Here is a 19731-nt window from a genome sequence, read left to right as displayed (position 1 = left end):
GAAGCAAGCGCACGCGCTCGCGCAGGGAGGTCTGAAAGTCCAGTTCACCCGCCATGGAGCGTTCGGTAATGGCGGCAACCTGCCGCTTGAGACCCAGGTGATCCGCCATTTCATCAATACATTCAATGCTGATTAAGGTGGAGTCCATGTCGGTCAACAACAGCTTAAAGTGACCAGCTTCCCAAAGTGGTGTTATGGCCAGATCAAGCTGGATGCCTTCCAGAGCGTCAGCCAAGGCACGATTGGCGGCAGGAACCGGACCTTGAGGACCGTGAATGGCAATGGCCAGACTATCGCCCTGGGCATGGAGTATGCGGCCAGGCATGCTGTTCTGAAGATGCAGGGTCGTCAATGCCCGGCGCAGCGCCTCGGGTTGCACAGTACCGCGCAAAACCATACGGGAGACGCTGTCTACACTGGGCATGGGGGACCAGAAAACTTCTCTTTCCTGATGCAAGGCCTGCCGCGATAATTCATCCAGAAACGGCGCAATTGCGCTGACGGCAACCGGTAAATTCCAGCTTTGTAGCCAGCATCCCCACACTTCCTGATGGCTTTCCGTACGATGAACAAATTGTCCCATGCTGGAGGGTAAAGTCATGGGGCCACGTCCGGCGGGACTCAATATGGCAAGGCGCGTGCCGCTCATACATTATTCCTTAATGGTTCAATGAGTTGAATGATTTTTTGGCAGCGTGCCTCACCGTCGGGTAAATCCTGACGAATTCTGAGGCGTTGACCACCATCCAGATGATAGACACTGTGCGGACGCTGAATAAGCGTAATGATTTTTTCCGGGGATACCTGATTTTCCACGGCGAATTGCAGGCGTGCTCCGGAAGGTCCGGCGTCAATCTGATCAATACCAATTTGACTGGCCAGGAGGCGGAGCTGGGTCTGGCACAGCAAGGTTTTAGTCGGGTCTGGCAACGGCCCGAATCGATCGATCATTTCCACCATAATTTCACCGATAGCGGAATCACTGCGGACATCGCTGAGGCGCTTGTATAGTTGCAAACGTAAGTGCACGTCGGGCAGATAATCGTCGGGAATCAGTGCCGCCGTATTGAGATGAATTTCCGGCCCGCTGGCGCGTTGTTCGGCCAGGCTGCGGGGGTCCTTGCCCGCACGGATAGCGGCAACTGCGTCGTTGAGCCATTCCATAAAGAGCGTGAAACCCACTTCATCCATGTGCCCGCTTTGCTCTTCGCCCAGGAGTTCACCGGCTCCACGAATTTCCAGATCATGACTGGCCAGGGCAAAACCGACCCCCAGATCTTCCAGAGATTGAATGGCATCCAGGCGGCGCCGGGCATCATCACTCATGGCGCGCACATCGGGGGTAAACAGATACGCATAGGCCCGTTGATGGGAGCGTCCCACCCGGCCCCGGAGCTGGTGGAGTTGCGCGAGGCCAAATTTATCGGCGCGATTGATGAGTATGGTATTGGCGTGGGGATTGTCGATGCCGGATTCGATAATCGTGGTGCTGAGCAGAATATCGAAGCGTTGATGATAAAAATCCAGCATGACCGCCTCCAGTTCGCCTTCAGGCATTTGCCCGTGGGCGACCCGGAGCCGGGCCTCGGGAAGCAGACGCTTGAGGTTACTGGCCATGCGTTCGATATCCCGCACTTCATTGTGCAGAAAATAAATTTGTCCGCCCCGATGTAATTCGCGCTGACAGGCTTCGACGACCACAGCGTCTTCCCAGATCTGCACAAAAGTACGCACTGGTTGCCGACGCTGGGGTGGGGTGGCGATGATGGATAAATCCCGCAGTCCGGCCAGGGACAGATTCAGGGTGCGGGGAATAGGCGTAGCCGTCAGGGTGAGAATATCCACTTCGGCACGCAGGGCCTTGATCTGCTCTTTTTGACGCACACCAAAGCGGTGCTCTTCGTCCAGAATCAGCAGGCCGAGATCTTTAAAAGCCACATCTTTCTGGAGCAGGCGATGGGTTCCGATCAGAATCCGGACGTCTCCGGCTTGGGTGGCTGCCAGGATTTCCTTGTGGGTTTTGGCCTTCTGAAAACGGGACAGAACCTCGATTCGCAAAGGCATTCCGGCAAAGCGGTTTTGAAAGTTTTCATAGTGCTGCTGAGCCAGCAAAGTAGTGGGTACCAGAACCACGACCTGTGCCCCGCCATGGGCGGCCAGAAAAGCTGCCCGCAACGCCACTTCGGTTTTGCCGAACCCCACATCACCACAAACCAGACGATCCATGGGATGCGGGCTGATCATGTCGGCAATGACGGCATCAATGGCTTGTTGTTGATCGGGCGTTTCTTCAAAGGGGAAACGGGAAACAAAGTCCCAATAAGCCTCATCCGGAGCTGCAAAAGCACGGCCCTGACGGGCCGCTCGTCTGGCGTATATGTCCAGCAGCTCACTGGCGGCATCAATGGCTTTTTCCCGCGCTCTGGTTTTTGCCTTATCCCAATGCGGGCTGCCCAGGCGGGATAGAACGGGTTCGACGGCTCCGTTTCCCACGTAACGGGCGATGCGATCCAGATGATCTGCCGGGACATACACCAAATCTCCCTGGGCATATTCCAGTACCACGTACTCGTTGACGTCGCCTTGGGCGGCAAAAGGCGTGCTCATTCCCTGAAAACGTCCAATGCCATATTCTTCGTGGGTGACCGCATCGCCGGGCTGCAGTTCGCCCAGATCGCGGACCATGCCTTCCACATGACGTTGGCGGACCTGCGCACTTCGTCTTTGTGCAAATACCCGGTCCCCGAAAATCTGCGCTTCCGAGATGAGTGCAAGCTGGACCAGATTTTTCTCTTTCAGCAGCAGACCGCGCTCCAAGGGGGCTACGGTAATGGCAATTTTTTCTGTGGACTGGAGAAAATCCGGCCAGTTTTTCAGGCGGGTGGCACTTAAACCCGCTTTGTTCAGGCGCTCAGACAGTGCTTCCTGACGGCCCGGAGATTCTGCAGCAATCAGGGCGCGGCCCTGCTGGGGGAGGTGACGCAGAAAAGTTTCCAATGCTGACAGGGGTGTTTCGCTGTTTCCCTGCAGGGCTGGTAGTGGTCCGCAGGGTAGGCTTTCACCGGGGCCTTCTGCTTCGCCATGCACCTGTGCACGACTCTGGAGTGCTGTTTCCCATTCGGCAGGCGTCAAAATAAGTGCGTCTGGTGGCAAAATCGGATAACTGGTGTCGTATGCCCGCTCTTCATGGCGTTCCTGCCAGTCGTGGCGAATCTGCTGGCTGGCGCTTTCCAGACCGGGGGGCATGAAAATGATCCCGTCCGGAGGGAAATGGGTAAGTAGATGGCTGCTTTCCGGGAAAAACAGAGGTAGGTAATGCTCTGCTCCCTGGGGAACCTGTCCGCGACTTGCCGCTCGATAGACTTCGGCACGTTGCGGGTCACCACTGAATTTTGCCCGAAACTGGCTGCGGAATTCATTCAGTGCTGCCGCATCCACAGGAATTTCGCGCGCAGGCAGCAGGGAGACCCTGGATACTTTCTCCAGAGTCCGCTGGGTTTCCGGATCAAATGCCCGGATGCTCTCTACCTGGGTGTCAAATAACTCAATTCGGTAGGGCAGTGGGCTACCACTGGGAAACAAGTCAATAATGCCGCCGCGCCAGGCGAGCTCCCCAGGTTCAGAAACTTCGCTGACATTGCGGTAGCCCGCATCAATCAGGCGTTGCCGAAAGCGCTCGGGCTGGAGGGTGTCTCCAACGGCCAGCACAAAGGCGTGTTGATCAAGAAAACTTCTGGGCGGAAGACGTTGTAGAGCGGCCGCCAGAGGGGCCAGACACAGCCCGCGCCAATTGGGTAAGGCCGCCAATGTCGCGAGACGGGTGGCGGTCGCATCGGCCGGAGGTGCCAGACGATCATACGGCAGAATTTCCCGATCCGGGAAAATCAGGGGCGCATCCAGATCCGGCGCAAAAAATGACCACTCGCGCTGCCATTCTTCCAGATCACGAGGATTGGGCAGGAGCACCAGCAGAGGTTTTTGCCATTTGCGGAGCATTTCGGCTGCCAGCCAGCAATCGGCAGCCCCGAAAATATGGCTGAAACTGCGTGCATTACCTGCACGGGGGACAGGGCCCAAAGCGAGAGGAAAGTCCAAAATATCCGGGATATCATATCAGCAAATTCAGGGAGCCTAGTGTAAGGTGCTCGTGCCCAAACTGCAAAAGCTGAAACGCTTGCGCCTGCTGGATAGACTGCGGATACTGCGTCTGAATCCCATAGGTTGAGGAAAATTGATGGAGCGGATCTGGGTCATTATTCCAGCCGGAGGGCGGGGCCAACGTTTTGGTGGAACCCAGGCTAAACAATATGTTTTGCTGCGCGGGCAGCCTGTTCTTGCGCATACCCTGAACATTTTTCTGCACGAAAAGCGGATCTCCGGAGTGCAGTTGGTGTTGCCGGGTGAGGACCTGGAAACCGGAGCCTGGCGGGAATTGTTGGGTGAGGATTTGGAGTTGCCTTTGGCCCCTGTAAAAGGCGGGAAGCAACGTGCTGATTCCGTGCGACTCGGTTTGGAGGCCTTGCGGAAAGCCGGTGCTGCCGATACGGACTGGGTGCTGGTACATGATGCTGCACGACCCTGTTTGCGCGCCGAAGACCTGGGCAATTTGCTGGATAGTCTGAGAGAATCACCGCAGGGGGCATTGCTGGGAATTCCGGTTGCCGACACCCTTAAGCGCGAAAAAGATGGTCTTTCCCTGGGTACGGTGGATCGGGAAGGGCTATGGCGGGCTTTAACGCCCCAGGCTTTCCCCCTGGCAGCATTGCTTGCAGCCCTGCAATCTGCGCAGGGTGCCGCAATGCCCATTACCGATGAAGCTTCGGCGATGGAGCTTCAGGGTTGGCGTCCGCGTCTGATTCAGGGGCATGGGGATAATATCAAGATTACCTTGGGAGATGATTTAGCTTTGGCCGCAGCCATTCTGGCGGCCCGTGACGAGGAGAAATAATGCAGCTGCGTATTGGTCATGGTTTTGATGTACATGCTCTGGTTCCCGGGCGCTTGTTGATACTCGGAGGGGTCAAGATTCCCTATGAGCGGGGTCTGGCCGGGCACTCCGATGCGGACGTCTTGCTGCATGCCATTTGTGACGCCTTGCTGGGTGCCGCAGCATTGGGAGATATTGGTCGCCATTTTCCCGACACGGATGCACGTTTTGCCGGTGCCGATTCCCGTCTTTTGCTCCGACATTGTCATGCTTTGATTCAGGAAAAGGGCTTTTCGGTCGGGAATGTGGACGCCACCATTGTTTGTCAGCGACCCAAGCTCGCGAGCCATATACCGCAAATGCGCGCGCACCTTGCCGAAGATCTGCAGGTTTCTGAGGATGCGGTCAACGTCAAGGCGACGACGACTGAGCAGCTGGGTTATACCGGTCGGGGTGAAGGAATCGCTGCCCACGCCGTGACCTTGATTCAACATGTCTGAATTATTCCCACGCATTTATCCGCATGTGGATGTCCTGCTGGAAGCCGAACTCAAATCGACGGAAGAGGATTTTCAGGTTACGGAAATGTTGCCTTTTACGCCTTCCGGTACGGGTTCGCATTACTGGTTTTTCATTGAAAAGCGCGGACTGAATACCCAGGAAGTAGCAAAACGGCTGGCACAACTGGCCAGCATCCCCGTGCGTGATGTGGGGTATGCGGGAATGAAAGACCGGCATGCCATTACCCGACAGAGTTTTTCCGTGCCGGTACAAGCCGGAACAACGCCGGATTGGCAGAGCCTGGAAAGTGAAAATCTCCATTTTCTGGAGATGACCCGTCATGACCGCAAGCTCCGTAGGGGAGTGTTGAAAGGAAATCATTTTCGCCTGGTTTTGCGACATTGTCAGGGCGAACCAGCTTTGTGGGAGACGCGTTTGCAGCATTTGCAAAAAACGGGCTTCCCCAATTATTTTGGAGCACAACGCTTTGGGCACCGTAATTTGCAGGAGGCCAGTCGCCTGTTGTCCGGTACAGCGCGCAAAATGGATCGTCATCAGCGTGGCCTGCTGCTGTCAGCGGCGCGCTCTGCACTTTTTAATCAGGTGCTGGCGGAGCGGGTACGCCAAAATAACTGGAATGTCCTCTTGGCGGGAGAAATTGTGCAATTAAACGGTTCGCACAGCATTTTTCTGGCCCAGGACAATGAGCAGGAGAGCCTGCAGCAGCGTGCTGCAGAGTGGGATGTGCACCCCAGCGGACCTCTGCCGGGCCGGGGCGGGCTATCTCCTGAAAATCAGGCTGCCCTCGTAGAAAAACAGGCCCTGGATGCCTTGCCCGAGGAGTCAGAGATTTTGGGTAATATCCGTCATTGGCCACAACAATTGGCCGCGCAGGACGTGGATGCTGCCCGTCGCGCCCTGCGCGCGCGTCCGGATTCGCTGCAATACCACTGGCAGGATTCCAGCACCCTGATTCTGGAGTTTTCGCTGCCTGCGGGTGTATTTGCAACCAGTTGTATTGAAGCATTACTGGGCCATGAGCAAGTTCGCGCCGATAGGCTTGACCTTTGTGTTGACTAGATGCTTTAGAATGAGGACACTATACGCGTGGAGCGTAAAAATTCAGTCAATATAAGGAGGGAGACAAGATGGATACACCCGTGACAATAGGTCGCTTGGCCCGTGAAGCCGGGCTGGCTGCAGAAACGTTGCGTTACTACGAGCGTATCGGCTTGATTCAGCCGGTGCAGCGTACCCAATCCAATTATCGTCTTTATGATAGTCACGCCGAGTCGCGTCTGCGCTTTATCCGCCGTGCCCAGAATCTGGGGTTTTCCTTGGCAGAGGTGAAAGAATTGCTGGACATCAGTAGCAGCGCCGAAAATGATATGGGCGATGTGAAGGCGCTGACAGAACAGAAAATTGCAGAGATTGATTTCAAAATCGCAGATCTGCAGAGAATGCGTTCCGCCTTGGCTATCCAGGCAGAGCGTTGCCCTGGACATGGTTCAGTAGACAATTGCCCTATTCTGGCCTCCTTGTCCGAGGCGGAAGGAGACATGGCTGTTCGCCGGCGCTGGGATGTGAGTCGGGATCAGCCGGCTTCTCGTAGTGTGGCCCAGCGTTGAGTTAAGCATATGGCTCAGATTGAATTGTCTGTTCAGGGGATGACCTGCAAGCACTGCGTGGCTGCAGTTGAAAAAGCACTTCGGGAGGTACCCGGAGTGCAGGCGGTGGCAGTGCATCTCGACAGTAACAACGCTACGGTGGAAGGGGACTCGCTGGACGTTGAGGCTTTAGTTCAGGCCATTGAAAGCGAAGGTTACACGGCTCAAGCCCGATAATTACGATGTTGGTGGCGGCGCCATCCGAGTAGTACCTGCAAGGCCCCGCCCCCTCCTTCTCCGGGGCGGGCCTGAGTGAAAGCCAGCACTTCCTGATGCTTCATCAGCCAGCCACCTATCAGTCTTTTCAGAACGGGTATGCGTCCTGGAGACCCCAACCCTTTGCCATGCACAATGCACACGCAATTCCAGCGCCACTGCTGGGCTTCGTGTAAAAAGGCCGCCAGTTCGAGTCGGGCTTCTTCAACCGTGCAACCATGTAAATCCAGCCTGGACTGGATCCGGAAACGCCCTTTGCGTAAATCCCTGAGGAGAGCAGGAGATTGCCCCTGCTGCAAATAGAGCCATTCATCTCCTGCTTCCAGGATTTCGTCGCTATTCAATGTGCGACTGAGCGCCGTCCGCACGGCCAGTTCGTCTTTTTGCCGTTGCAAGGGCAAAGGTGCTGGGGGGCTGGGTCGTGCGGGGATAGGCGGCGCTGGAAAGCGTTTGACATCTGCCATGGCTTCTTCAAAGCAAGCCTTTTCAGCAGGATGGACGGCGAGCGATACCGGTGTTGTCTTGGGTGGTCGCCGCCGTCTCATGCTTCAATCCTCCTGTTGCTCCAGCCAGCGTTCTGCATCCAGAGCCGCCATGCAGCCCGTTCCGGCACTGGTGACCGCTTGCCGGTACACATAATCCTGGACATCACCAGCGGCAAAAACGCCTTCAATACTGGTCGCCGTGGCCATTCCCTCGCGCCCGGCACGGGTAATCAAATATCCGCCCGCATCCATTTCCAGTTGTCCCTTGAAAATGTCGGTATTGGGTTTATGGCCAATAGCAATAAATACCCCCATCAACGCTAAATCCTGGGTATTGCCGTTTTCTACATGCTTGATCCGCAGCCCGGTGACGCCCGACTGGTCGCCCAGTACTTCATCTACGGCATGATCCCAGATGATGGTCACGTTTTCCTTGGCCATAAGCTTGTCCTGCAGGATTTTTTCGGCACGAAACTTATTACGACGATGGACTACCGTGACATGCTTGGCAATATTGCTCAGATAAAGCGCTTCTTCGACGGCCGTATTCCCACCACCGATGACGGCGACATCCTGATTACGATAGAAAAAGCCGTCGCAGGTGGCGCAAGCTGAAACGCCTTTGCCACGAAATTTTTCCTCGCTGGGCAGACCCAGATATTTGGCAGAGGCCCCCGTCGCCAGAATCAGGGCATCACAGGTGTAATTGTGTTGATCCCCACTGAGTTGGAAGGGTCGCTGGCTCAGGTCGGCCTTATGAATATGATCAAACACCATTTCCGTATCAAAGCGCCGTGCCTGTTTTTCCAGTTCCTGCATGAGTTCCGGACCCATGATGCCCTCTGCAGCACCAGGCCAGTTGTCTACATCGGTCGTTGTCATTAATTGACCACCAGGCTCCATCCCTTGCACGAGTAGGGGTTGGAGATTGGCCCGCGCCGCGTAAATGGCAGCCGTGTAGCCACCGGGGCCGGAGCCCAGAATCATTAATCGGGCGTGTTTGCTATCAATGATACTTTTGGAGTCGCTCATCGGGTTCCTCATCAGTCCATCAGTCAGGGTGTGGATTCAGTTTAACATCAACCGGGAAGGCCTGTAACAAATGCAGGGTGAATTTATCCCGCCACTTTGTTGTCGATTGCGGGCCGTTTTGGGTATTGTTTGTTGACCGGTTATGCCTGCTGCGCAGAGGGCGTTTTCATGCTTTATATTGCTTTCTGATTCACTCTTCGCGATAACTCCTCAGCAGATTCTTTGCGTTCGGAATACCGGTCTGTCAGGTAATCACTTTGTCCTCGCGTCAGTAAGGTGAATTTCATCAATTCTTCCATCACATCCACCACCCGGTCATAGTAGGCAGAGGGTTTCATGCGCCCTGCCTCATCGAACTCCAGAAAGGCTTTGGGAATCGAGGACTGATTCGGTATGGTGATCATGCGCATCCAGCGCCCCAAAATCCGCATCTGATTAACGGTGTTAAAGGATTGTGAGCCTCCGCAAACCTGCAGCAACGCCAGAGTTTTCCCCTGGCTCGGTCTTACTGCTCCGGAGTTCAGCGGAATCCAGTCGATTTGTGACTTGAATACTCCGGTCATTGCGCCATGCCGTTCGGGTGAACACCAAACCTGCCCTTCCGACCATTCTACCAGTTCCCGCAACTCAATGACTTTGGGATGGGTTGCGGGCGCATCATCGGGCAGCGGTAAGCCACTGGGATGAAATACCCGCGTGTCCGCCCCAAAATGGCGTAATAGTCGCTCTGCTTCCAGGGTCAGCAGCCGACTGTAGGATTTTTCCCGATTGGAGCCATAGAGCAGCAATATACGAGGCGGATGTTGAGTGGCCGCAGTACCGGTCAGACGGTTTGTATCCGGTTGCTGCAGCAGGCTCTCGGTGATGTTGGGAAGATCATCAGACACAACAGTTCTCCATGATGAACGGCTCGGCAAATGATAAATGCCTACACATTTTGTAAGCAGTGTTGATGAGTACCGGCTATTTGTCAATACTACAAGTATTATTCGCGGATTTGTTCTGATGGTTTTTGGTGTCCAGCAATTGCATAGTTGACAGTAAGGTTTGTGCTTGGTAATAATGCAACAAAGTTGCAAATAGAAAGGTTGTCAGTTATGGAAAAAGCATCCGCCGCTCCCGAAACCCTGCAAGAGGATGTGGTCAGTCTCTGGGGGCTGATCAGCCAGAGCATCTCCGGTATGGCGCCCACCTGTGATGTGGTAGCCTTCATGACGGCGGGTGCGGCCTTTGCACTGGTGGCTCTACCCCTGTCCTATCTCTGGGCTTTTGCGCTCATGTTCATCGAAATGAACACTATTTATCACCTCAGTAAGCATCGTGCTTCAGCAGGCGGATACTACGCTTATGTGGCGGCGGGTCTGGGAGCCAGACCTGCCTTGCTTACCGGTTTCATGGTGGTGTTCTACCAGTTGCTCAGTGTTGCCGCTATTCCGGTTTATGTGGGCGGGGTGTTTCTGCCGGGGCTGGCGAAAAGTCTGGGTTATCCCTTACCTGTCTGGTTCTGGTTGGTATCTATTGTGTTTTTCATTGGTATTCCGTGGTTACTCAGTCTTTCCGGGATTCGCCCCAGTATTCGCGTGGTGGCCATTACCAGTTTTGTGGAAGTAGCGTTTCTGGTAGTGGCGTCCATGATTATTATTGTCAAAGCGGCACCCGTGCATCCTCTGGCCCCGTTTAGTATTCCGACAGATGGTTTCAAAGGCGTGGCCATGGGTATGATTTTCGCCATCACCAGTTTTATCGGGATAGGCAGCCACACGCCCCTTGGCGAGGAAGTGCGCGGACCCCGAACCCAGCGTGGCAGGCTCATCGGCAAGGCGGCATTACTGTCTTTGACCCTGGTGGGCGCAGCGCTGGTGCTTTCTGCCTACGCCTTGACCGTTGGCTGGGGCCCCGCCGATATGGCGAGTTTTGCCAATGCCGACGCGCCTGGTGTGACGGTATTCCTGCGTTATCTTGGCCCGGTCGGTGGCATAGCGCTGGTTATTCTCGCCATTAATAGTGCCATGGCCGATAGTCTTGCCTTGCTGAACAGCTCTTCCCGGGTACTATTTGCCATTGGTCGCGATGCGCTGATTTCCGAACGCTTTGCCCAGGTCAGCAGTACCCAGGCTCCGCAACGCAGCATTTCGGTCATTACCGGACTGACCATTGTTGTTGCGGTGCTGGCCGTCGCCGTATTTGGGGCCAATAATGGTTTTAATGTTCTGACCACGGCAGTCCTGTTCGGTCTGGTCACCGCACATACCTTGATGAATGTGTCCTTGATGCGTCTGGCCCATGCGGATCACGAAGGAACCAGCACGCGTCTGTTCTATCATTTTCTCCTGCCGGTCGTGGCCACTGGTCTGTTCTGGTGGGTGTTATATGAATCCATTGTCCCGCTGGCCTATCCACTGGATTGGTCGTTGGCAGCCTGGCTGGGTTTTACTCTTTTGGTTCTGGCCTATGTGTTCCGGATTCATGGTCGTATTCATCCCGATCATCGGCACCATCTGGGTACTATTCGTGACCCGCAATGAGTTCTCCGAATGCTTTATTATGAGGCGCTAACAGCGCCATTTGTAAGTGTTTCTTATGCTCCTGAAGCTTGACACTGGCGTATGCCTCGTTTAGCTTGCGAACATGAGTTCTGCTGCCCGTAATGCTTCCCGAACCACCCGACCGACCCCGGCCGGGCCATCCAGAGCCATGCCCGGAAAACCTTGGCGCCGTGAAGCCCTGTTACTGGTCATGCTGGCACTCGCCCTATTCATGACCATGTCCCTGCTGAGTTTTTCTCCCGCAGATCCCAGCTGGTTCAACAGTGGTAAAGGCGAGGCTGTACAAAATTGGGGAGGAGAGGCCGGGTCTTATCTGGCAGAGTTTCTGGTGCAGTTGTTGGGGATGTCGGCCTGGTTGCTCCCTCTGGCGTTGTTCGGGTGGGTCGCGCAGCTCTGGAATCACTGGTTTCGCCAACGACCCGGCCGACGCCTTGCCCCGGTGGGGGGGCTGGCCATTTTCCTGGGCTTGATGACATTCTTGGCGATAGTTTGGCCACCTGCCTGGTGGTCGGTCACAGGAACCCTTGCCGGTGGTATTGTGGGCCAGGAAATTGCTCAGTTGTTTCAGCCTCTCATTGGTTCCGGTGGAAGTGCATTGCTGTTTTTTGCGGTATTTGTCTTCGGCCTGTTTTTGCTGACGGGCCTTGGACCACGGGAAATGCTGACGAAATTCCAGCAGGAATTGAACCGGCTGAGTGGCCTGAACTTGTTCGCACGTTTGCAGCTGCCCCGATTCTCGCGGCGGCAGCCAGACCAGTCGCAAACCAGGGTTTCAGCGCCGATTCCGGCAGCTATTCCGGAAAAAGCAAAACCGGCTGTTGAGAAAGCCCCCGGTTTTTTTGCGGCGAAAAAACCGCGTCCAATGACTGCCTCATCAGCACCTAAAAATACCCGGCAGATGCCGCTACCAGCACCGGTTGGCCCGCCTCGGGCTGATGGTCTCCCCGACCTGGCACTGCTGGACCCGGCAGATCCTATGGATCCCACGGGACAACTGGATCCAGAAACACTGGCCCAGCAGTCACGCATGCTGGAAGAGAAAATGGCGGATTTTGGTGTCCAGGCCTCGGTAGTCGCTGCCAATCCTGGCCCAGTAATTACCCGTTTTGAAATTGAGCCCGCTCCGGGCGTCAAGGTAAGCCAGGTGGCCGGGCTCAGCAAGGATCTCTCGCGGGTGTTGGCGGCCCGGGTACGGGTAGTGGAAGCGATTCCGGGTAAGGCGACCATGGGCATTGAGGTGCCTAACCCCAAGCGACGCACGGTAAGACTTTCTGAAGTTCTCTCCAGCTCCGGTTTTAGCCACAGTAAAAGTTTCCTGACTTTGGCTCTGGGGCAGGATATTGGTGGCCAGCCTGTTTCGGCTGACCTCGCCAAAATGCCGCATCTTTTGGTTGCTGGCACTACCGGTGCGGGGAAATCGGTGGGTGTCAACGCCATGATTCTCAGTATCCTCTTCAAAGCGACTGCTGAAGAGGTACGTCTTATCATGGTTGATCCCAAAATGCTGGAATTGTCCATTTACGAGGGTATTCCCCATCTGTTGGCGCCGGTGGTCACCGATATGAAAGAGGCGGCCAACGCGCTGCGCTGGTGTGTGGCCGAAATGGAAAGACGTTACAAGCTGATGGCTTTTGTCGGGGTGCGAAATCTTGCCGGATATAATCAAAAAGTGCAGGAAGCCCTGAGCGCAGGACATCCTCTGCCGGGTCCCGATAAGGATCTGGATGGCGAACCTATCAGTTTGAGCAAGTTGTCAGCTATTGTAGTGATTATCGATGAGTTTGCAGATTTGATGATGGTGGTCGGCAAGCAGGTGGAAACCCTGATTACCCGGCTCGCCCAAAAAGCCAGAGCGGCAGGATTGCACCTGATTATGGCTACCCAGCGTCCTTCTGTAGATGTCATCACCGGCCTGATCAAGGCCAATGTCCCAACCCGTATTGCCTTTCAGGTTTCTTCCCGTATTGACTCACGTACCATTCTTGATCAGATGGGTGCAGAAACCCTGCTGGGCCAGGGCGATATGCTGTATCTGCCGCCGGGTTCCGGCTATCCACAGCGCGTGCACGGCGCCTTTGTGAGTGATGACGAAGTTCATCGCGTAGTGGAATCCTTACGCCAGTTGGGCGCACCTCAATATGATGAGCGCATTTTACAGGGTGGTGAAAGTATAGATGGGGAGGATCTCAATGGTGGCGGAGGTGAAGATGCTGATCCCCTTTACGATCAGGCAGTGGCTATTGTCACCACCAGTCGCAAGGCCAGTATTTCATACGTGCAGCGCCAACTGAAGGTAGGCTATAATCGCGCCGCACGCATGATCGAAGAAATGGAAAGAGTGGGTGTTGTTGGCCCTTTGCAAAGTAACGGGAGCAGAGAAATTTATGCAGCAGCACCACCAGGTCGTGATTGAATCAAAGCGGCGTAGTCTTTCACGCTATTTGCAAATGCTGGGCGCGGCCTGTTTGCTGGGCTGGAGTGCCTGGGCGAATGCCGCTTCCGGTCTGGATATATTGCATCATTTTTTTCAGAGTACGCACACCATTACCGCGCAATTCAGCCAGGAAGTGGCCAACCATAATGGTCAGATTGTCAAAAAAGCCAGCGGTACCTTGTGGATTTCCCGTCCCGGTAAATTTCGTTGGGATTATAGTGGCGCCAATGGACAGACCATAGTTTCCAACGGGCTGAAGGTCTGGTTGTATGAGCCCGCCCTGCAACAGGTAACGGTTCAACCTTTGGGCAAGGCGCTGGGATCCACTCCCGCTGCCTTGATTGCCGGAAATGATGACCTGAGTCAGCATTTCAACATCAGCGATCTGGGTGTCAAAAACCAGCTTCACTGGTTGTTGTTGCGTCCTAAAAATGGTCAGGACCAGGGTTTTACTGCGTTGCGTCTGGGTTTTGATGCCGCAGGAATCCTGAAGGAAATGCGTATGGAAGATGCCTTTCAGCAGGAGACTGTCCTGCATTTCGCGCACGTAGAAATTAATCATGCCATTCCGGGCCATGAGTTCCAGTTTACGACTCCGGCCGGAGTAGATGTTCTTTCGCAATAAATTTTTCTGGAGTCGTTCATGCATAATGCCAAAATTGCTTTGACCCTGCTTGCCTTGGGAGTTTTCGTCAGCGTGCAGGCCCAGGCATCAGGATTTGCGGTGCCCACATCGGTGGTGGGACTTTCCGAAGCGGGAGCCACGGTAGCCGATGCTGGCCCCGTCAGCAGTTTTGCGGTTAATCCAGCAGATATGGTGTTTTTCCCAGGGACTCGCGCCAGTCTGGACGTGGTGGCATCAGAACCCAGCTATAAAAGAGATGGCGAGGGCGCCACTAATAATCTCCTGATTATGCCGAATTTGTTTGTAACCCACCGCTTCAACGACCTGCCTTTGGCGCTTGGCTTGGGTATTACCTCTCCTTACGGCATTAATGCAACCTGGCCAGCAGGGACTTTTGGAACATCACAGATCACCCCCGAAAAAAATGATCTGCGCATCATCGACATCAATCCCGGTGTGGCCTATATGATCCTGCCCAATTTAAGCATTGGTGCGGGTGTGGATTATTATCAAAGTCTGAGCGCCCATTTCCCTGAAAAATCAGGTAACGGCGGCGGTGTGGGTGGTAATGTTGGCTTGTTTTACACCACCGAAACTTTTAATGCCGGTTTGAGTTATCGCTCAACTGCCAATTTGGGAGGAGACATCAGTCTGCCCAGCCGCCTTCAGGCCGGTGTACGGTACCGCTTTACGCCAGCTTTTGCTACGGAACTGGATGTAGACTGGAATGACTGGAGTAATACCCGCTTGCCGGGATATGGTAATCTTGGCTGGAAATCGGCGCTTGCCTATCGTTTGGGTTTAAGCTACCACTTCAGTCAGTATCTGGCCCTGCGTGGTGGTCTCGCCCATGAAGACAGCCCCACGGATGGCAGCAGTATTCAGGCCGCCGCACCAGCACCCAGCAGTAATTTGCTGTCCTTCGGATTGGGTATTGGTCTGGGACATTGGCAGTACGATCTCGGCGCTTCCTATGCGCTTTCCGGTAATACGACTTCCTATGCTGATTCCTATGTGAGCACATACAAAACCAGTACCTTTAATTTTGGTGCAGCTATTTCCCGGAATTTTTGAGTCAGGGCAGCAACGGAGCTTCTTGCTTGAGTACCCCGCATGATCTCCGGCCTCTGGCGGCGCGACTGCGACCCCGGAGCCTGGAAGATTATGTCGGTCAAAAGCATCTTTTAGGCGATAACGGGCCACTGCGTGCCATGTTGCGCTCCCGGCATCTCCATTCCATGATTTTATGGGGCCCACCAGGTACTGGTAAAACCACCCTTGCCCAATTGTTGGCGCGCTCAGTAGGGTGTCAGTTTCAAATTCTTTCGGCGGTCAACAGTGGCGTCAAGGAAATCCGCGCCGCCATCAGCAGTGCTGAGCAGTCCCGGAATCAAGGGCAAGACACCGTTCTTTTTATTGACGAAATCCATCGCTTTAACAAAACTCAGCAAGATGCCCTGCTTCCCTATGTGGAAGAAGGCGTTATCATCCTGATTGGGGCCACGACTGAAAATCCCAGTTTCGCCCTCGTCAACGCGCTGCTTTCCAGAGCACGGGTTTATGTGCTCAAGGTTCTGGATGACGCCGATCTGGCGCGTATTCTGGAGCGGGCGCTGAGTGATGAAATCCAGGGCCTGGGCGGAATCTCCATTGATTTTCCGCCGGAATTGCGACAGGGCTTGCTGCAGGCTGCAGACGGGGATGCCCGACGGCTTCTTAATTTGCTGGATCTGGCCGTGCAACTTGCCGAGCGGCATGAGGATAACGTCAAGATCACGGCCCGGGTGCTGATTGCCGCAACCGGGCAAAGCTGGCGCCGTTTTGACAAGGGTGGTGAGGCTTTTTACGACGAAATCTCTGCTTTTCATAAATCCCTGCGGGGCTCTGATCCCGACGCTGCTCTCTATTGGCTGGCTAGAATGCTGGACGGAGGTGCCGATCCCCTCTATCTGGCCCGGCGCTTGGTCAGGATGGCCTCAGAAGACGTTGGTCTCGCCGATCCCCGGGCGCTGGAAATGGCTTTGGCAGCCAGGGACGCCTATCAGTTTCTGGGTAGTCCCGAGGGTGAACTGGCTCTGGCCCAGGTGACGGTTTACCTGGCCAGCAGTCCCAAAAGTAATCGGGTTTACACGGCATGGAACAAGGCTCAGGCACTGGTGAAAGCGGGCAGCAGCCAGGAGGTCCCCCTGCATTTGCGCAATGCCCCGACCAAATTACTCAAAACACTGGATTACGGTAAAGAATATCAATACGATCACGACTATCCGGATGCTATTGCACCCAATCAGGAATATTTTCCGGCAAGGCTGATCGGAACCCGTTTTTATGATCCCAGCGAACGTGGCCTGGAAACGCGTATTCAGGAGCGCCTGCGCTGGATTCGCACCCATCGTTTAACTACCCAAGAGAAAACCCCGAATGCTTGACCCTAATTTGCTGCGCAATGAACCGGAAGCTGTTGCTGCTGGACTGGCCCGCCGTCATTTCAAGCTCGATGTGTCTGCCTTGACCGCCCTGGATCAACAGCGAAAATCGTTGCAAATTCAGATGGAAGAGCAGCGCAACGCACGCAATGAGGCTTCTCGTGAAATTGCGCAGGCGCGTCGGCAAGGGTTGGATACCACGGAGATGCAAAATACGGCGGGGCAGTATGGAGAAACCATCAAGGCCCTGGAGCAGTCTCTGGAAATCGTGCTGCAGCAATGGGAGGCGCTGGTCAGCAGCTTGCCCAATATTCCCCAGGCCACCGTCCCTGATGGACGTGATGAAGCCGATAACGTGCCGGTAAGGCATTGGGGAACGCCTCGCGAATTTTCATTTACGCCCAAAGATCATGTGGACCTGGGTGAGGCTTTGGGTATTCTCGATTTTGCAGCAGGGGTGCGCCTGGCCGGAGCCCGTTTTGTCGTGTTACGTGGCCTGGGTGCCCGACTGGAAAGGGCTTTGACCCAATTTATGCTGGACCTGCACGTCACTGCCCATGCCTACACGGAAATAGCCCCGCCTTTTTTGGCGAACGCCGAATCCCTGTTCGGCACCGGACAATTACCCAAGTTTGAAGAAGATCTTTTTGCTCTGCGCGATGATCCCTATTACCTGATACCGACTGCCGAAGTACCCCTGACCAACTTGTTGCGCGGTGAAATCGTCAACACGCTTCCTCAGCGTTTTTGTGCCTATACGCCCTGTTTCCGACGTGAGGCGGGCGCTTATGGGCGCGATACCCGAGGCATGATTCGCCAGCATCAATTTGACAAGGTAGAGCTGGTGCAGGTTGTCCGCCCCCAAGATTCTGCTACCGCTCTGGAAGAGCTCACAGGGCATGCCGAAAAAGTATTGCAATTACTGGAGCTGCCTTACCGGGTAATGGCTCTTTGTGCGGGAGATATGGGTTTTAGTGCTGCCCGGACTTATGACCTCGAAGTGTGGTTGCCGGGCCAAAGTCAATATCGGGAAATCAGTTCCTGCAGTAACTTTGAAAGCTTTCAGGCCCGTCGCCTGCAGCTCCGGTATCGTGGCGAGGATGGTAAGCCGCAGTTGGCGCATACCCTCAATGGTTCTGGTCTCGCCATTGGCCGGACCCTGGTGGCCTTGCTTGAAAATCATCAACAGGCCGATGGGAGTGTGCACATTCCCGAAGCCCTGCGCCCCTATCTGGGCGGCATGGAAATACTCAGAGCATAAAAATCGATGCGCGACACCTATGTGCCTGTTAGCTGTGCCTTGCACAGCACTCTGGAGCTGGCAGTCTTGCAACATAAATCTGTAGTCCTGCAAATGCGCGATGGCAGTCAGCTAGCAGGGCAGATTCTGGATGTCTGGACGGCTGACGGCCGCGAGTGGCTCAAACTGCGGCGTACTCATCAAGAACAAATTATTGATCTCACCCTCATCGATCATCTTCAGGAATCCTCTTGTCATGAACATTAATCTCATTCGTTTTATTCTGTGTGGCGCTGTGCTGCTGGATGCAACGTGCGCCTTTTCAGCCGAATTTCCTCTCCCTCCAGCCGGGAGCAATATGGTCGGACAGCTGCAGGTAGTTCTCGCACGTCATCAGGACACCCTGCTCGACATCGCCCGCCATTACGACGTAGGTTATAACGAAATCCGGGCGGCCAATCCGGGGGTGGATCCCTGGTTGCCCGGTGCTGGAACCCGGGTGCTGGTGCCGACTGAATATGTCCTGCCGCCCAAGCCCTGGCAGGGCATTATTATCAATATACCGGCCCGCCGCCTGTTTTATTTTCCCGCAGGTCAGAATGTGGTGTACACCATTCCGGTAGGTATATTCCGACCCAACTGGCCGGACCCCGTGGGGAGCACAAAAATCATCGCCAAGGTGAAAAACCCGACCTGGACAGTCCCGAAAAATATCCAGGAAGAGCATGCCAAAGCAGGAGAACCCATCCCGGCGTTTTTTCCGGCAGGCCCCGATAATCCAATGGGCGAGCTGGCCCTGGAAACCGGTTGGCCGCAAATATTCATCCACGGGACCAACAAGCCCTGGGGTGTAGGGATGCGTGTCAGTCATGGTTGTTTTCATGTGTATCCTGAAAACGAAGTGCAGTTATTCAAGATGGTCAAGGTCGGCACCCCGGTCAGAACCATCGATCAGCCCTACGTTGTGGGTAGCAATGGTAACGGAAACATGTACTTGCAAAGCTTTGAACCGGTTGAGGCCTACCATAAGGGCGGAAATAACCAGCAGCGTGCCGTGGATGCCATTACCGCATTCAATAGCAGTCAGCATCAGGGCTGGACCATCAACTGGCAGCGTGTCATCAATCTGGTGCAGAAACCCAATACCGTTCCCGTAGCCATCAATATCAATACGCCTGACCTGCAGACGGTGGCCAACCAGTTAAGCGCGCAACCCTATGATTTTGCCCCCTATGGCGACAATGCTAATACCGCCACGCCGCCACCAGCACCGGTAACCATTGGAAATACGCCGAAAAAGTGAAGAGCAAAACATTCAAAAAAAGTGCTTGCACACCCCCAGACCCGCATGTATAGTGCGCTCTCTCGACGGGGCAACGGTCCTGAAAGAGAGCGACAAAGCATCTAGGTATTGACAGTAAAATAACTTACCCAGTATGATTGTCGACCCTGTTGCGGGGTGGAGCAGCTTGGCAGCTCGTCGGGCTCATAACCCGAAGGTCGTAGGTTCAAATCCTACCCCCGCTACCAAGATTCGCAGTATGCAGTTTCGTTCTTTAAAAGCCGAGTGGAGATGTGTGGGGTTTAGGCCCAAGCTGTGTTTAGGGCGTTTAGACGTTCTGGACATGGCAGAAG

At 54.7% G+C, this 19731-nt stretch carries 17 protein-coding genes, 1 tRNA gene and 1 pseudogene; 14 read left to right on the top strand and 5 right to left on the bottom strand.

Annotation, left to right across the window (positions count from 1 at the left end):
* Positions 1-649: pseudogene (locus tag HAP95_RS13095) on the bottom strand (phosphoserine phosphatase SerB); the annotation flags it as partial.
* A complete protein-coding gene (gene mfd / locus HAP95_RS13090; protein ID WP_215884611.1) occupies positions 646-4095 on the bottom strand; it encodes a transcription-repair coupling factor in 3450 nt (1149 codons plus the stop codon). The pseudogene HAP95_RS13095 and the gene mfd, both read right to left, overlap by 4 nt.
* 139 nt (positions 4096-4234) lie before the next feature.
* Here mfd and ispD point away from each other — a divergent pair, with 139 nt between their 5' ends.
* From ispD to HAP95_RS13065, 5 genes are all read left to right on the top strand, one after another.
* On the top strand, positions 4235-4948 hold the full coding sequence (gene ispD / locus HAP95_RS13085; RefSeq protein ID WP_215884610.1) for a 2-C-methyl-D-erythritol 4-phosphate cytidylyltransferase: 714 nt from the start codon (positions 4235-4237) through the stop codon (positions 4946-4948).
* A complete protein-coding gene (gene ispF / locus HAP95_RS13080) occupies positions 4948-5427 on the top strand; it encodes a 2-C-methyl-D-erythritol 2,4-cyclodiphosphate synthase (protein WP_215884609.1) in 480 nt (159 codons plus the stop codon). Before ispD ends, ispF begins: the two co-directional genes overlap by 1 nt.
* A complete protein-coding gene (gene truD, locus HAP95_RS13075) occupies positions 5420-6508 on the top strand; it encodes a tRNA pseudouridine(13) synthase TruD (protein ID WP_215884608.1) in 1089 nt (362 codons plus the stop codon). Before ispF ends, truD begins: the two co-directional genes overlap by 8 nt.
* Positions 6509-6576: 68 nt before the next feature.
* Positions 6577-7056, top strand: a complete 480-nt coding sequence (locus tag HAP95_RS13070; RefSeq protein WP_215884607.1) for a heavy metal-responsive transcriptional regulator — start codon at positions 6577-6579, stop codon at positions 7054-7056.
* Positions 7057-7065: 9 nt separating this feature from the next.
* Positions 7066-7272 (top strand): CopZ family metallochaperone, encoded by a 207-nt coding sequence (locus HAP95_RS13065; RefSeq protein WP_215884606.1) that lies wholly within the window; start codon positions 7066-7068, stop codon positions 7270-7272.
* Here the strand turns inward: HAP95_RS13065 and HAP95_RS13060 are convergent.
* The 3 genes from HAP95_RS13060 to arsH form a co-directional block, all read right to left on the bottom strand.
* Positions 7260-7856: a Smr/MutS family protein gene (locus tag HAP95_RS13060; protein WP_215884605.1), complete on the bottom strand. Its 597-nt coding sequence runs from the start codon at positions 7854-7856 to the stop codon at positions 7260-7262. The genes HAP95_RS13065 and HAP95_RS13060 overlap by 13 nt on opposite strands.
* A gap of 3 nt (positions 7857-7859) precedes the next feature.
* Positions 7860-8828, bottom strand: a complete 969-nt coding sequence (trxB, locus tag HAP95_RS13055) for a thioredoxin-disulfide reductase (protein ID WP_215884604.1) — start codon at positions 8826-8828, stop codon at positions 7860-7862.
* Between the two features lie 173 nt (positions 8829-9001).
* Positions 9002-9715 carry an arsenical resistance protein ArsH gene (gene arsH / locus HAP95_RS13050; protein ID WP_215884603.1) on the bottom strand — a complete coding sequence of 238 codons (714 nt, stop codon included), beginning with the start codon at positions 9713-9715 and terminating at the stop codon, positions 9002-9004.
* Between the two features lie 210 nt (positions 9716-9925).
* Between arsH and HAP95_RS13045 the strand changes: the two genes are divergently transcribed.
* From HAP95_RS13045 to HAP95_RS13005, 9 genes are all read left to right on the top strand, one after another.
* Entirely contained in the window at positions 9926-11353 is a 1428-nt protein-coding gene (locus tag HAP95_RS13045) for an APC family permease (protein ID WP_215884602.1), read from the top strand.
* A gap of 103 nt (positions 11354-11456) precedes the next feature.
* Positions 11457-13787: a DNA translocase FtsK gene (locus tag HAP95_RS13040; RefSeq protein ID WP_226832774.1), complete on the top strand. Its 2331-nt coding sequence runs from the start codon at positions 11457-11459 to the stop codon at positions 13785-13787.
* Positions 13759-14433: an outer membrane lipoprotein periplasmic chaperone LolA gene (lolA, locus tag HAP95_RS13035; RefSeq protein ID WP_215884601.1), complete on the top strand. Its 675-nt coding sequence runs from the start codon at positions 13759-13761 to the stop codon at positions 14431-14433. Before HAP95_RS13040 ends, lolA begins: the two co-directional genes overlap by 29 nt.
* Positions 14434-14451: 18 nt before the next feature.
* Entirely contained in the window at positions 14452-15507 is a 1056-nt protein-coding gene (locus HAP95_RS13030) for an OmpP1/FadL family transporter (protein WP_215884600.1), read from the top strand.
* Between the two features lie 26 nt (positions 15508-15533).
* Entirely contained in the window at positions 15534-16859 is a 1326-nt protein-coding gene (locus HAP95_RS13025; RefSeq protein ID WP_215884599.1) for a replication-associated recombination protein A, read from the top strand.
* Complete coding sequence (gene serS, locus HAP95_RS13020; protein ID WP_215884598.1) at positions 16852-18117, top strand: serine--tRNA ligase; 1266 nt, start codon at positions 16852-16854, stop codon at positions 18115-18117. Before HAP95_RS13025 ends, serS begins: the two co-directional genes overlap by 8 nt.
* Positions 18118-18123: 6 nt before the next feature.
* The gene (locus HAP95_RS13015) at positions 18124-18363 is read left to right on the top strand and encodes a Rho-binding antiterminator (RefSeq protein WP_215884597.1); all 240 of its coding nucleotides are present in this window, start codon (positions 18124-18126) and stop codon (positions 18361-18363) included.
* Entirely contained in the window at positions 18353-19399 is a 1047-nt protein-coding gene (locus tag HAP95_RS13010) for a L,D-transpeptidase family protein (protein ID WP_215884596.1), read from the top strand. The genes HAP95_RS13015 and HAP95_RS13010 overlap by 11 nt, the downstream gene beginning before the upstream one ends.
* Positions 19400-19549: 150 nt before the next feature.
* A tRNA-Met gene (locus HAP95_RS13005) sits at positions 19550-19626 on the top strand.
* Positions 19627-19731 lie beyond the last annotated feature (105 nt).

It is taken from the genome of Acidithiobacillus sulfurivorans (genome assembly GCF_018853815.1).
Lineage (GTDB): Bacteria > Pseudomonadota > Gammaproteobacteria > Acidithiobacillales > Acidithiobacillaceae > Acidithiobacillus > Acidithiobacillus sulfurivorans.
The sequence above is the reverse complement of the archived record's forward strand: the minus strand, read 5'-3'. Positions and strand labels throughout refer to the sequence as shown.

Excerpts from the sequence above, each read along its gene's own strand:
- HAP95_RS13010 (WP_215884596.1), top strand. The coding sequence starts at position 18,353 with ATGAACATTAATCTCATTCGTTTTATTCTGTGTGGCGCTGTGCTGCTG.
- HAP95_RS13045 (WP_215884602.1), top strand. The coding sequence starts at position 9,926 with ATGGAAAAAGCATCCGCCGCTCCCGAAACCCTGCAAGAGGATGTGGTC.
- ispD (WP_215884610.1), top strand. The coding sequence starts at position 4,235 with ATGGAGCGGATCTGGGTCATTATTCCAGCCGGAGGGCGGGGCCAACGT.
- HAP95_RS13030 (WP_215884600.1), top strand. The coding sequence starts at position 14,452 with ATGCATAATGCCAAAATTGCTTTGACCCTGCTTGCCTTGGGAGTTTTC.
- serS (WP_215884598.1), top strand. The coding sequence starts at position 16,852 with ATGCTTGACCCTAATTTGCTGCGCAATGAACCGGAAGCTGTTGCTGCT.
- HAP95_RS13015 (WP_215884597.1), top strand. The coding sequence starts at position 18,124 with ATGCGCGACACCTATGTGCCTGTTAGCTGTGCCTTGCACAGCACTCTG.
- HAP95_RS13065 (WP_215884606.1), top strand. The coding sequence starts at position 7,066 with ATGGCTCAGATTGAATTGTCTGTTCAGGGGATGACCTGCAAGCACTGC.
- trxB (WP_215884604.1), bottom strand. The coding sequence starts at position 8,828 with ATGAGCGACTCCAAAAGTATCATTGATAGCAAACACGCCCGATTAATG.
- HAP95_RS13060 (WP_215884605.1), bottom strand. The coding sequence starts at position 7,856 with ATGAGACGGCGGCGACCACCCAAGACAACACCGGTATCGCTCGCCGTC.
- lolA (WP_215884601.1), top strand. The coding sequence starts at position 13,759 with ATGCAGCAGCACCACCAGGTCGTGATTGAATCAAAGCGGCGTAGTCTT.
- HAP95_RS13070 (WP_215884607.1), top strand. The coding sequence starts at position 6,577 with ATGGATACACCCGTGACAATAGGTCGCTTGGCCCGTGAAGCCGGGCTG.
- ispF (WP_215884609.1), top strand. The coding sequence starts at position 4,948 with ATGCAGCTGCGTATTGGTCATGGTTTTGATGTACATGCTCTGGTTCCC.
- HAP95_RS13040 (WP_226832774.1), top strand. The coding sequence starts at position 11,457 with ATGAGTTCTGCTGCCCGTAATGCTTCCCGAACCACCCGACCGACCCCG.
- truD (WP_215884608.1), top strand. The coding sequence starts at position 5,420 with ATGTCTGAATTATTCCCACGCATTTATCCGCATGTGGATGTCCTGCTG.